The organism is Fluviicola taffensis DSM 16823, from assembly GCF_943372375.1.
Taxonomy (GTDB): Bacteria; Bacteroidota; Bacteroidia; order Flavobacteriales_D; family Crocinitomicaceae; genus Fluviicola; species Fluviicola taffensis_A.
The window spans coordinates 275,663-289,045 of the sequence record NZ_CALRYJ010000002.1 but is presented as its reverse complement, the minus strand read 5'-3'; the positions used below and the strand labels follow the sequence as shown (position 1 = coordinate 289,045).

Here is a 13,383-nt window from a genome sequence, read left to right as displayed (position 1 = left end):
CGGAATTATTCAACTATTTCGGATGTTTATAATTCTGTTTATGTACAATTCTTCCACTTTCGTACGTGCCCAAGGGGTTTTACGCAAAAAAGTCAAGCTTGATTTGATACTTGGATTACTGATAAAGCAATTAATCGGAATGAGTTTCCCCAATCGCTCGAAACCAAACTCTTCTACCAGTTCGGTGACTATCTTTTCCAGTGTTACTCCGTGAAGTGGATCCATTTTTCTTCAAATTATGAATTCAAAATGCAAAATTCAAAAAAATACCAGACTCCTATTTTTGCATTTTGCATTCTACATTTTGAATTAAACCAGTTTTCTATATTTAATTCTCTTCGGCGCTGCATCTCCCAAACGTTTGCGCTTATTCTCTTCGTATTCCGAATAAGAACCTTCAAACCAAACAACTTGGGAATCACCTTCAAAAGCCAGGATATGTGTACAGATACGATCCAGGAACCAGCGGTCGTGGGAAATAACCACTGCACATCCCGCAAAACTTTCAATTCCTTCTTCGAGTGCACGTAAAGTATTTACATCGATATCATTCGTAGGCTCATCCAGCAAGAGCACATTCGCTTCCGTCATCAAGGTCATAGCCAAATGCAAACGGTTTCGCTCTCCACCGGAAAGTACTCCTACCTTTTTACTTTGATCTGATCCTGCAAAGTTGAATTTCGACAGGTAAGCGCGTGCATTGAATTTTTGATTTCCAATTTCAATGAATTCATTTCCACCACCAATCACTTCAAAAACGGTTTTTTCGGGTGAAATATCTTTGTGGGTCTGATCTACATAACCGATTTTCACTGTCTCACCAATAGCGAAAGTTCCTTTATCCGGAGCCAATTCATCCATGATCATTTTGAAAATGGTTGTCTTACCTGCACCATTCGGACCAATGATTCCAACAATTCCAGCCGGAGGTAATTGGAAATTCAAATCATCGTATAACAATTTGTCCCCGAAAGCCTTCATCACATGCTCTGCATTGATCACATTATTTCCTAAACGAGGACCATTCGGAATCGGAATCTCCAGATTCACTTCTTTGTCCTTCATTTCTTCGGACATCATCTTATCGTAATTCTGGATACGCGCTTTGTTTTTCGCATGACGACCTTTCGGATTCATACGCACCCATTCCAGCTCTCGAGCCAACATCTTTTGGCGCTTCGATTCCGTTTTCTCTTCGTCTTTCAATCGGGCACCTTTTTGCTCCAACCAGGAAGAATAATTCCCTTTCCAAGGAATCCCTTCTCCACGATCCAGTTCCAAGATCCAGCCGGCCACATTATCCAGGAAGTAACGGTCGTGAGTTACAGCAATCACAGTTCCCTGATATTGTTGCAAATGTTGCTCCAACCAGTCAATCGATTCTGCATCCAAGTGATTGGTAGGCTCATCCAACAACAAGATATCCGGGTTTTGCAACAAGAGACGACATAAAGCTACACGGCGTTTCTCACCTCCGGAAAGGGTTTCAATCAACTGATCATCCGGCGGACAGCGCAATGCATCCATTGCACGCTCCAATTTGTTATCCAGTTCCCATGCATCAACTGCATCGATCTTATCCTGTACAACTCCCTGACGTGCAATCAGCTTGTCCATTTTATCCGGATCATTCAACACATCTTCATCCATGAAGGAAGCATTGATCTCTTCGTATTCCTTTAAAATATCCACGATTTCCTGCGCACCTTCCATCACGACCTCCTTCACGGTCTTTTTCAAATCCAATTCAGGCTCTTGCGGCAAATATCCAACGGTGTAACCCGGTGAAAAAACCACATCACCCTGATATGATTTATCCAAACCTGCAATAATCTTCATAACAGTGGATTTTCCGGAACCATTCAAACCGATGATCCCAATCTTCGCACCGTAAAAAAACGAGAGGTAAATATTTTTAATGATTTGCTTTCCTTGAGGAGTCACTTTGGAAACTCCAACCATGGAAAATATGATTTTCTTATCGTCAGACATATTGAATTTTTAAGGAAAACAAAGATAACATTCTAGGTGAAAAATGGCTAAAAATAAGCGCCGTTAAATGAAAAAAGGGAACTTAAAACAAGTTCCCTTCATCTCTTTTATTTAAAAATCAGAATAATCTTCCAACTCCTGTCAATCCTGCAGCCAGGAAAAACAAAATGTAAACTCCGATCAACACAATCGTATATATTCCCATGAACTTGAACAGGGATTTCAAATTCTCAATCCCGTAATCAAATTCGCTTTGTTTATTTGAATTCAATCCTTTTTCAGTTGCTCCTGCAAAACGAATCAGGTAGAGCCCGGGAAAGAGCATCACAACTGTTAACACAAGGTAAACAAATCCCATCAGGATAAGCGGACCAAATCCGGTTGTCATTGCTGTAACCAAAATGATTAGAGATGCTATCCCCAAAAATCCGGTGAAAATGAAGCCTACAATCGCTAAGAACCTAGCCCATTTTGCTGTGGTAAGTAAATTTTGTTTGATTGAATTCGTGATCTTTAGCTTTTCGCTATCCAATTCAATATTTTGATCTAGTGTATCCATAATTGTTTTTTTGTTTGTTGTTTAGTTAATCCAATAAATCGGTGTTACTTGAAATCCGAACTCCATCCGACTTCGGTAGTCTTTTCAACATTGTTTTATATTGAGCCATTTTAACCCAAAAAATGATCCCGATAACCAGGAAGCCCAATATTGCCAAAATATTCAAAACCGGAATGATAAAGCAGCAAATTAAAATCGGAAGGACAATTCCAAGTGATTTTCCATAATCTCCCGGTTGCGGACTGTTGCGGTCATCAAACTCTTTTTTCAAGCTTTCGGCTATTCTGGGATATAACATAAATGGATAAATCACCGCTCCGTAAAAAGGAATAAACAACATCCAGACAAACCCCGGATGAACCAATCGGTTTTTAGGATCAACCTGCTTCAATAGATCCATCAGGTTTTTAACATAAAACACACTCGCCGTGATAACCCCTCCAATAAAGAGCAGGTACAAAAGGAAAAGGAGGGCAAACACACCAGCCATAAGTAAAATAGGTTTAAATTATTAAGGTCGCTAAAATAGAAATTAAAAATCAGTTGAAATCGGTTTCCGTGACAATTTATTCATTTCAGTAGCGTAAAGGATCACGAAAGCGATGGAGAAGCAATTCCATAATAATCCAAAGAAAACACCCGATCCCAAACTTTTAGTTAATCCAATGGTTGTGTAGATGGAAAAAACGACCGGTGGAATCTGACCCAAACAATAAATCCAGAATCCCCAGCGCTTTAATTGGAACATGAAAACCGCGCCAAGCGCGCAAAGTATCGGAAAGCCGAACCACTCTAAAAAATACCAAACCCCGGAATACCTGCTTACATCAACAAAAGCTTTGGACAGATCCGAATTGAAAAGAGAAAGCGCTGCCAACACCAATGGAAAACCACACCCTATCCAAGTAAGAATACAGACAACCGTGAGTAAAATGGATCTTTTACTTTTCAACTGTACTCCTAAACTATCTACTGATTCTTCTGTTTGCCAGTTCTCCATTGCTGATTCGGTTTTGACTAAAATAAAAAATCCCCGGCAAAAACTACCGGGGATTCAAACATATTGTTTAAATATGAATTACATATTACGCAATTCTTTTTGGAATTCGCTAACACCTTTGTTACGTGCGTCGATAGCTTCACCGATGCTCATAACAGCCATTGCTGACCATACAGTAGCAACAAGACCAATCACCAAACCAGCGATAGCCAATCCGCGCTTACCTCCAGTTTTTTTCAATTTACCCATTGCCATTGCACAAAGGATTACTGAAGCCAAACATAGTACAAGACCGATGTAAGCCATAACAGCAGACCCCATAAGCACTGCAATTACATTAAATGGAACAACGATTCCAACTAATGATAAAATAAATCCACCTACTGCAGCACCTTTACCTTCCGGCTTCATTGTTGTTGCGTCTAAATTTTCTGACATAATTATAAATTTTTGAGTTACACGGCGAAAATAATATCTTTATTTGTAGATTCAGCATGATTGTTAAAAAAAGTGAATATTTTTTTATCAAAAGATTTAAGTTAACAACCCTCAAAAGCTCCTTATTAATCAGGGTTACAAGACATAACCCGGAGTAAAAAAGTAGTTGATTTCTGAAGGAATAAAAAGGTTGTTAACAATCCAACTTGTTGAAACTCCGTTTAGATATTAATGTTTTATTTGTATTTCTGTTAAAAAAATTAATTATGAAGAAAATTTTCCTGTTTTTTGGAACCATCCTTCTCATTGTCAGCTTCGCTTGTAAAAAGAAAGATTTAAAATACACCATTAAGGGAACTATTCATGATTCGTCATTCAATGCTCCACTTTCCGGAGCAAAGGTTTCCATAGCCATTTCAACAACATCCAATCCAACGGCAGTTGAAAAAGTGGCTTTGACAACGGATGCAAGCGGGAACTATTCGTATGAGCTGGACAGGGAAAAGATCCAAAACGTTACAATCACCGTAAGCAAGGACAATTACTTCAGTGAGAGTACCACCACTACATTGGACAATTTGTCTTTGGAAGATGACAACACCTTCAATTATAACGTTTATGCAAAATCCTGGGCTAGACTTCATTTTGTAAGTGATGGCACCAAAATCATCAAATACTATAAAACGGCAGGAAAAAACGGATGCACCGAATGCTGCGCAACGGGTGAAATCCAATTGGATAACATTACAGAATCCAGTTTTTATTGTATTAACAATGGAAACACCACGTATCAGATATTCTATGATGTACAAGGAACAACCAATAACGGGACTTTGAGCGTGACTACAGTTCCTTTTGATACAACGGAGATCCTGATCAGCTATTAAAAAGTAAGGGCGGTCCCGTACGTACGGGATTCCGCCCTTACTTTTTAATTACTCTCTGCTTCCGCCTCGATCTCGTCAAATTTCATGCGGATTTCCTGGCGTAACTGACGATTATAGGTTTCCATCAGGTACTTGAAATAATTCGGAGTACTCTTGGCAATACACTTGGTGTACAACTTCAATCGGTGTTCTATATGATCCTGAAGTGAGTCAACGATCATGATCGCGTCATCCAGGTCTTTTGTTTTTCGTACGATTCCCTCACAGTGATTACTCAAGGATAAATCAACTGCCAGTTTCCCTTTCTCTCCTTTATCGATGCATTCGTAATACACATCACGAATGCTGAATTCTTCCAAAAAGTTGGTATCAACAAGCTGCTCCATGTGGCGAGGAAATTCGAATTCAACTTCAAATTCCAAGTCATCATCTTCACTCAAACGCGATTCCAGGAACCTGTCCGGAAATCTGAATGCATCCTGCCAATTGATATAATCTTGCCATAAACCGAAGCGACGAACATTGTTACCTAAGTCAATCAGCTTAAAATTTGACTTATTCGGCAAACGACGTGATCCACGACCAATCATCTGATGATACAAAGTCAATGAACGTGTCGCACGATTTAAGATAATCGTTTCAACCGTCGGTTCATCAAAACCGGTAGTTAAAATCCCTACAGATGTCAAGATGGCATCTTTGGTAGTTTTGAACCAATGCAAGACATCTTTCCGGTCCTTATCTGAAAAAGTGGAATCCAAATGACGGATCTTATACCCTCTTTTCTTGAACGTTTCCTCCACACGCAGGGAGGTTTCGATTCCGGAATTGAATATCAAAGTCTTATCGCCAACAGCAACTTCTTCGTATGCAAACAGGAGTTTCTCCTGCATGAAGTAGTTTCCGTAAACAGTTTCGGAGGAACTTACGGTAAAGTCACCATTCGTACCAATTTTCAAACCGTGAAGGTTCACATCATACGTGAATGTTTCTGCATCCGACAAATACCCGCCCTGAATCAAGGACGCGATACTTTCACCAACCAATAACTTATTGTAATGATCATTCAAAGGCAAAGCCTTATTCGAGCTCAAAGGTGTTGCGGTAACCCCTAAGATATTTGCTCCTGAATAGTATTGGAAAATCTTTCTGAAACTGTTGTAATGCGCCTCATCGACAATTACCAGTCCTACTCCATCCACAAAGTTCTCATCTTCCTGCAAACGATTGTTCAAGGTCTCCACCATTGCAATGTAGCATGGATGATGTTCTTCATCAATCAAATTCTTTACATCACTGGAAATAACTTTATTGGAAATACCGATTGCATTCAGTTGTTTGGATGTCTGAACGGATAATTCGATGCGGTGAGTCAGGATCAATACCTTTTTTTGGTAGCGTTCAATATAACTCTTTGCCACTTCAGAAAAGATAACGGTTTTCCCACCTCCGGTAGGAAGTTGGAATAGTAGATTGTAATCGGAACCATTCTTATCCAGTTCATCTATGATTGCATTTACAGTCTTCTCCTGAAATGGATATAATTTCTTTGCTTGAAACAGCTCTTCGTCGATCATTTGTTAAAAAAAGGGGTTACAAAAGTACGGTTCTTTTAAGGATATTCCCAACAAGCAAACTAAATATTCTCATAATTTTATTTAAATGGTTCATTTTTCGCCTTCTATGGAAAATCCAATAGGTATTCTAACCCGTTTTTTAATCAATTATTATCTCATACACTAAAATCAGTGATTCAAACGTTTTAGTAAATGAGCGATTACATTGGCATATTAATTGTTTAAGTTTATCAAAATGAGTATCATGAAAACAAAAATGATAAAAGCAAAAAAACAGAGTAGCACAAAGAGTTTTGACAAAGCTTTGATCCACTTGGGAATCCACTATCCGGTACTACCGATCGTGATTAAAAAAGCTTAAAAATCAAATCCTCCGCCTCCGCCGTTTTCGTTGGAGCGTTTCTCCTCTTTTAAGTCAGTTTTCCCGAAGCGATAGCGGATGCTGACAATAATTCTTCTTGTTTCCCATTTGAACTGAGAAGATTGAGATACTGTTGGCTGATCCACCACAAAGTTAAACCCTTGCGTATTGAAGATATCCGTCACCCGCAATCCTATTCCCCATTTACCATCCCACAATGATTTGTCTGCAGAAAAGTCGATAGAACCTCTCGGATTCATCTTTCCTTGAGCAGTGATAGACGGCGCACTGTATCTTCCGTTGATCTGAAGTGTCAGCGTTTTCTTCATCAGGTCCAAAGTGGAACTGAATTTCATACCAAACACAAAACCTTCTCTATTCCAATTAGCGCTTGGATTATCATCTTTGTAAGTGATGTAGTTTCCATTGAATGAAAGCATGTTTCTCCAAATCGGAAAAGGTTTGATTTGCACCACCACTTCACCACCGGAGCTCACTGAATTGTCGATATTCGCAAATGTCCCGTTCGAGGTGCCATTTTCATAAAAGACTTTCACCCGCTGGATCACATGACTCGTATAGCGCTGATATAAAGCAAAAGCCAAAATGAATTTCTTTGAATTGTAATCCACTCCCAAATCGATTGAATGGATGTATTCGGGTCTCAATGCCGGATTTCCACTGCGCAAATTGTACGGATCAGCGTAGGACGTGAACGGGTTCAGATTTCCTGAATTCGGACGGTTGATCCTTCTGCTGTATCCCAAGGATAATTCCGTTCCTTTTTTCACTTCATACCGAATCGTTGCGGAAGGGAATAAATTGAGGTATTCGTTTTTAAAACTCTGACTCTTTGAAATCAGGTTCGGATTTTGAATACTGTACTCCAAACGAACTCCAGCCTGGTACCTGAACTTCTTTAACTGACCACCAACGATCCCATAAGCGGAATAGATGCTCTCCAAATACTTGTAATTGTAGTTTGAAATCGTATCCGGAACATAATTTCCGGAAGCATCCATCGATTCCGAGGAAGAACGCAAACTCATATTCCTTTGAATCATTTTCAGTCCGCTTTCCGTTCTGATTTGATGTTTCAGCAAGCGGATAAAATCCAACGAGAGCGTCGTAAAATCATTCGCTTCCCGACTGTAAAGATGCTGATCTGTTGAAGGTATACCGGCAGGAAAATCGTACGATTGCAAGTAAAACCCTTCATCTGAGCCTTGAGAAAGCGATTGATAAGCATTTGCATCCAAAGAACCTTTATCGTCCTTGAAATCCCATTTGTATCCCAGGGAAAAATCAATGTTTTGAGAGGTATTCGGGTCGCTAGAATTCCGTGTCCAAACTCCCGTAGTATCACCGAAATTAGTATAACGCGTATTGATCTGATTTCCGACCCGCTTGCGATTTCCTGCATTTCCTGCAATGCTCCAGGAGAGTGTATTCCGGTCCTTCAAATAGACATCCATTCCAATCTTGGCTGTATGTGTCACATTCAGGTCTCCACCATATCTCATCTGATTCAGACTGACAGTTGTATCGCCATTGATCTGATTCAGGTCTGAAAAATTGTTCCGGTAACCGTCCCGATAAGAATAAGCATAGTTTCCGTAGAGATTGAATCGGGTATTTCTCAAATTGAGTCCCAAAGATCCCGTATATAAATTTCCTGTTCCTGCAGTAGCTGCGATATTCCCGTTGATTCCGCGTTTTACATTTTTCTTCAACACGATATTGATGATTCCGGAGGTTCCGTCCGGATCATATTTTGCGGAAGGATTTGTAACAATCTCAATTCGCTCAATACTGCTTGCAGGGATTCCTTCGAGAACACTTTTTCCGTTTCCTCCCGACATATTGCTTGGTTTCCCATCAATTAGAACTGTTACATTTCCATCGCCTCGTAAAGAAATTGCACCGTCCTGATCAATTTCAACCGAAGGAATATTGTTCAAAACGTCTGTCACACTCCCACCGGAAGTCGCGATATCGTCTCCAACGTTATAGATTTTCTTATCAAGTCCTAATTGCAGCGGATTTTTCTCTTGTTGGATAACTACTTCATCCAATTGCGTATTGATACTGACCAGGGCGATATTCCCCAATTTACGCAAGGATTTGTTTGCTGACAAGGAAATATTCGGAATGGTTTTCGTCTTATAATCCGGATTGGAAATAGAGATATAATACTTGCCGTATTTAACTTCCTCTAAAACAAAAGATCCGTTTTCGTCCGTATAAATTCCACTGACAAGTGTTGAATCAGTTGAATTATAAACCCGAACCATGGTATACTCCAATGGAGTTTTCGAAACGGAATCCAGGACCCGTCCATCTATCGACCCTGTTCCATTGACTGTTTGGGAAAATGTAAAAAAGCTAGCTAAAAGAAAGAATGTAAAAAGCGTAAAGCGCATAAAATGGGTGCAAATGAAGGACAAAAATACGGTAATTCTATTGGCTATCTTCCCAAAAACATATTAAGATACCAGCTATTTTTTTTACCGCAAAGAATAAAAGAGCGCAAAGATATATACGCTACTTTGCGTACACTGCGCCTTTGCGGTTAAAATTACGTGAGAATCAACCGCGAAGTTTATCAAGTAAATTACTCAAAACCTCTGCTTCTTCTTCCGTAAGATTACCTGTGAAATCAAGATCAGATTGTTGATCATCATCGATTTGCTTCAGAATATTCAATCCGGCTTCTGTAATTGAAACATAGACAACCCGGCGATCGGATTCGCAACGAACACGCTCCATCAATCCTTTGTCAATGAGTTTGTCCATCAATCGCGTGGTATTTGGTGACTTCTCCACCATTCGCTCTTTCACCGAATTGACACTGATTGCATCTTTGGCTCCACGGAGAATTCTCAGAATATTGAATTGAGGCAAGGACAAATCGAATTTTGCCATGTAATTGTTTTGAATATTACCCAGATAATTCGAGGTATAACGAAGATTTACCACAGCTTTATGCTTAGAATTTTTGAATTTCGATTGGATGACTTGACCTATTTCCATGCTACAAAATTAATTACCGTGGTATTATTTACAAAATTTATCTCGTTAAATTTTCACATTAGTTTGAATCAATGATAAAACCAATAACAATTCTCCTTGGTTACATTTCCCTCAAACTCAAATTCTATGCGGTATTTTCCTGGTAGAAAATGTACAAAATTTTGTTCCATCAGTACTTTTCCCTCTTTGGAAGCAAACCAGAAATCCTGCAAAATTGTTTCGTTTTCAATCCTTAAGACTCCTTTTCCTGTCAAAATATCCAACGATTCGATCACAACCCTGGGCTCCACCCCACTAGTTGGTTTGCCGGGAAACTGTTCATGAATAAACAATCGTTCACACGATTTCCCTGTTTCATCCTTCCAATTAAATTGAATTGCAAAATCACTTTTCTTATATGCCTTCAACTCTTGCGGAAAAAGCTCCACACTATGCGGATAAGCGATTGCTTGTTTGCACATTAAGGTATCCAGTACTTTTCCCTGAAAATCATAAATCCTTGCTTCAATTTCACATAAAAATCCGGTTGGAATATCAGAAATCAGCACATACTTCTCTTTTCCCAGTGTATCAATACGGGCTGCAATGGTCACATCCTTGAAATCATTCTTCACTTCGTACTGCAGGGCTTTCCACCGACCGTAATAATCGACACTGCTCCATGTTGGGGCTGGCCAGCAATCATTGAATTGCCAATAAAGTGTTCCAGCACATCTCGGAAAGGTTGTCCTGTGTGCCACAACTGCAATTCCCACTGCTTTTGCCTGTGTCAGTTGGGAAAAGTAAACGAATCTTTGAAAATCGGCTGTTTTACCATAAAGCAGATTGGAGTGTTTCGCAATCATATTATTCCCGACATAACTTTTCTGACGCATTTTCATCAAGGGACTATCCAATTTCCAGTCTGCCGGTTTGCTGAAGGAAGATAAGGTTGCCAATTCCGGAAAAGATTGAAAACCGTATTCAGCATTGAATCGTCCTGATTTCCGTCCAAAATCCTCAATCGGGTCTGTTCCATGCCAGACTCCCCAATAATGCTGGGTTCCATCATTGTAGAACGCGTCATTTCCCCAATTACTCAAAGGAGAAGTGTGTTCGTAAGGTATTTTGGTGAATGCCCTTATCGTTTGAGGAATCAATTCTTTGAAGAGTTTCTGATAATAGGAATTGATTAAAACCTCATCTTTCTTCGATAGATTGTAATCTTTTTGAAAACCCCAGTTTTTCCAGGCTACATCCACTTCATTATTTCCATTGAACAAGGTTAACGAAGCATGCGAAGCCAATCGCGGAATCTGTTGTTCCAATTCCGTTCTCACATTTGCCAAAAATTCGTCTGTTCCGGGATACATTGCACAGGCAAACATAAAATCCTCCCAAACCATCAATCCACCTTCATCACAAGCTTCTAAAAACGATTCTCGCGGATAAAAGCCACCTCCCCAAATGCGCACCATGTTGAAATTACAATCTAACATGGTCTTAACGGAGTTCTTTAATTTTTCATCCGTTATTCGGGCCGGGAAAATATCATCCGGAATATAATCCGCCCCTTTGCAGAAAATGGGTCTGTTATTCACTTTGAGCTGAAACGAAATTCCCCATTGGTCTTTTTCCTGAACCAATTCGACTTTTTTCACTCCGAACCGGACATCTTTTTCAAAAATGACATCCCCGTTTTCATTTTGTAAAACCCAGTGATCTTCATATAAATGGGCTTCTCCCTGCCCTCTGGGCCACCACAATTTCGGATTTAAAAGCGTTTCGGTACGTTTCAATTGCTTGTTTACACTTTTCAATGCCTGTTCTCCAAACAATTTACTCTTCCAGGTAAAGGATCCTTCGCTTTCTTTTGCCAAAACCAAGGTAAATTCAGAAATCGCCTGTTCGTTAGTTAATTCCAGTGTATTGGAATAATTAGCGAGAACTTTATTATCGGAGAAAACATCCACCTTAGCAGATTCCCAAAATCCCATGGTAAGAATTCTTAAAGACCAATCCCAACCAAACTGGTACTGGGGCTTTCTGCAATGTGGCGCAACCTTGGTAGTTCCCACGTCATTTGGAGCAGGAAGCGTAACTCCTACTTTCGCCATACGTGGTTTTTGATACATGATTGGAGGAGTGAAAACCACTTTTAGCTTATTTTTCCCAAGAACAATCTTGTCTTTTACATCAAAGCGATAGCGAACAAAGGCATTATTGGTTTCACCGACAAACTTCCCATTCAAAAAAACGGAAGCATAGGTATCTACACTGGGAAAATCCAGTTCTACGAATTGATTGATTTCCGATTCAGTCAGAATAAATTCGGATTCAAGTGTCCATTGGTAATTTTCAATCCAGGCGAATTTATTTTCGTTCATCCCAACGAATGGATCCGGAAGTTGATTTGCAGCAATCAATGCTTCCTGAACAGATCCTTTTTCACCAAATGGAAACCAAGCTTTGGATACCGGATGTTGGACTTTCCAGGATAAATTGATTTGCCCCATTACATTAGTCACCAAAAAAATGAGCACGACGAAAAATCCAATTCTTACCATTTTCTATCAAAAGGAGTATCAATCAGTTCGTCTTGAGTTGTTGTTTTCAATGCATAATTAAATCCGTTGTAAACAGAAAAACCTCCTACTTCCCCTTTGGTATTAATGGCAATAAATGCGCATTGTAAACCGGTCATATCCTTGTGTTTACGTATCAATCTTTCAACTGTTTCTTTACATGCCTGTTCAGGGCTTTTACCTTGTCTCATGAGTTCAACAACCGTGTGTGAACCTGCAATCCGAATGATGGATTCTCCTAAACCGGTAGCAACTGCTCCTCCTACTTCTTGATCCACAAATAAACCGGAACCAATGATAGGAGAATCTCCTAAGCGACCCGGTAGTTTGTAAGCCCAACCGGAAGTGGTACAAGCTCCACTGATTCTTCCTGCCTCATCTATTGCAAGCAATCCAATGGTATCGTGATTTTCGTGATTAATCGCCGGTTTCTTGGCAATAGCCGCTTGTTCTTTCTTCCATTTCTCCCATTCCTTTTTCACTTCAGGAAGCGGAGTCTTGATTGTTTCAAACCCATGTTTCAATGCATATTGCTTTGCACCGGCACCTACAATCATCACATGCGGTGTATTTTGCATGATGTGTTTAGCAACTGAGATCGGGTGCGCAATTCCTTCCAGGTAGCCGACAGAACCACAATTCGATTCCCAATCCATGATACATGCATCCAAAGTCACATGCCCTTCACGATCCGGCATTCCACCAATTCCAACACTTCTGTTCTTTACGTCACTTTCGGTTTGTCTGGCACCTGCTTCCACTGCATCCAGAGATGTTCCTCCGGATTTGAGTTTTTCCCAGCCTGCACGGTTTGCTTCCAATCCGTGACTCCAGGTTGAAATCATTTTAGCCCCTCCTTTGTAATCGGAGAGAACGGGATTTGCTACTGAATCTTCACTTGCAAAACCCGGCTTCACAATTGATGCCGCCAATCCAATAGCACCTAATTTCACAAAAGACCTACGTTCCATA

The 13,383-nt window shown here is 40.0% G+C and carries 12 protein-coding genes; 1 reads left to right on the top strand and 11 read right to left on the bottom strand.

From position 1 onward, the window contains the following. Window positions 1-9: 9 nt before the first annotated feature. The 6 genes from AAG807_RS04590 to AAG807_RS04565 all read right to left on the bottom strand — a co-directional run bounded on the left by AAG807_RS04590 (window position 10) and on the right by AAG807_RS04565 (window position 3,989). Window positions 10-225, bottom strand: a complete 216-nt coding sequence (locus AAG807_RS04590) for a VF530 family protein (RefSeq protein WP_341901207.1) — start codon at window positions 223-225, stop codon at window positions 10-12. An 84-nt stretch (window positions 226-309) separates the two neighbouring features. Beyond that, window positions 310-1,992 (bottom strand): energy-dependent translational throttle protein EttA, encoded by a 1,683-nt coding sequence (gene ettA, locus AAG807_RS04585; protein ID WP_341901206.1) that lies wholly within the window; start codon window positions 1,990-1,992, stop codon window positions 310-312. Window positions 1,993-2,110: 118 nt separating this feature from the next. After that, complete coding sequence (locus AAG807_RS04580; protein ID WP_341901205.1) at window positions 2,111-2,551, bottom strand: DUF5362 family protein; 441 nt, start codon at window positions 2,549-2,551, stop codon at window positions 2,111-2,113. A 25-nt stretch (window positions 2,552-2,576) separates the two neighbouring features. Then, window positions 2,577-3,041 carry a hypothetical protein gene (locus AAG807_RS04575; protein WP_341901204.1) on the bottom strand — a complete coding sequence of 155 codons (465 nt, stop codon included), beginning with the start codon at window positions 3,039-3,041 and terminating at the stop codon, window positions 2,577-2,579. Between the two features lie 42 nt (window positions 3,042-3,083). After that, complete coding sequence (locus AAG807_RS04570) at window positions 3,084-3,551, bottom strand: hypothetical protein (protein WP_341901202.1); 468 nt, start codon at window positions 3,549-3,551, stop codon at window positions 3,084-3,086. A gap of 78 nt (window positions 3,552-3,629) precedes the next feature. Then, window positions 3,630-3,989, bottom strand: a complete 360-nt coding sequence (locus AAG807_RS04565) for a hypothetical protein (protein ID WP_341901200.1) — start codon at window positions 3,987-3,989, stop codon at window positions 3,630-3,632. A gap of 266 nt (window positions 3,990-4,255) precedes the next feature. Here AAG807_RS04565 and AAG807_RS04560 point away from each other — a divergent pair, with 266 nt between their 5' ends. Continuing rightward, window positions 4,256-4,876 carry a carboxypeptidase-like regulatory domain-containing protein gene (locus tag AAG807_RS04560; RefSeq protein ID WP_341901199.1) on the top strand — a complete coding sequence of 207 codons (621 nt, stop codon included), beginning with the start codon at window positions 4,256-4,258 and terminating at the stop codon, window positions 4,874-4,876. Window positions 4,877-4,920: 44 nt separating this feature from the next. Here the strand turns inward: AAG807_RS04560 and AAG807_RS04555 are convergent, their stop codons facing one another. The 5 genes from AAG807_RS04555 to AAG807_RS04535 form a co-directional block, all read right to left on the bottom strand. Then, window positions 4,921-6,453, bottom strand: coding sequence for a DEAD/DEAH box helicase family protein (locus AAG807_RS04555; protein WP_341901196.1), 1,533 nt, complete (start codon window positions 6,451-6,453; stop codon window positions 4,921-4,923). Window positions 6,454-6,810: 357 nt separating this feature from the next. Continuing rightward, on the bottom strand, window positions 6,811-9,237 hold the full coding sequence (locus AAG807_RS04550; protein WP_341901194.1) for a TonB dependent receptor: 2,427 nt from the start codon (window positions 9,235-9,237) through the stop codon (window positions 6,811-6,813). Between the two features lie 166 nt (window positions 9,238-9,403). Beyond that, window positions 9,404-9,847: a MarR family transcriptional regulator gene (locus tag AAG807_RS04545; protein WP_341901193.1), complete on the bottom strand. Its 444-nt coding sequence runs from the start codon at window positions 9,845-9,847 to the stop codon at window positions 9,404-9,406. Window positions 9,848-9,915: 68 nt separating this feature from the next. Beyond that, window positions 9,916-12,393: a hypothetical protein gene (locus tag AAG807_RS04540; protein ID WP_341901191.1), complete on the bottom strand. Its 2,478-nt coding sequence runs from the start codon at window positions 12,391-12,393 to the stop codon at window positions 9,916-9,918. After that, a complete protein-coding gene (locus AAG807_RS04535) occupies window positions 12,387-13,382 on the bottom strand; it encodes a N(4)-(beta-N-acetylglucosaminyl)-L-asparaginase (protein WP_341901189.1) in 996 nt (331 codons plus the stop codon). Before AAG807_RS04535 ends, AAG807_RS04540 begins: the two co-directional genes overlap by 7 nt. Between the last annotated feature and the right edge of the window lies 1 nt (window position 13,383).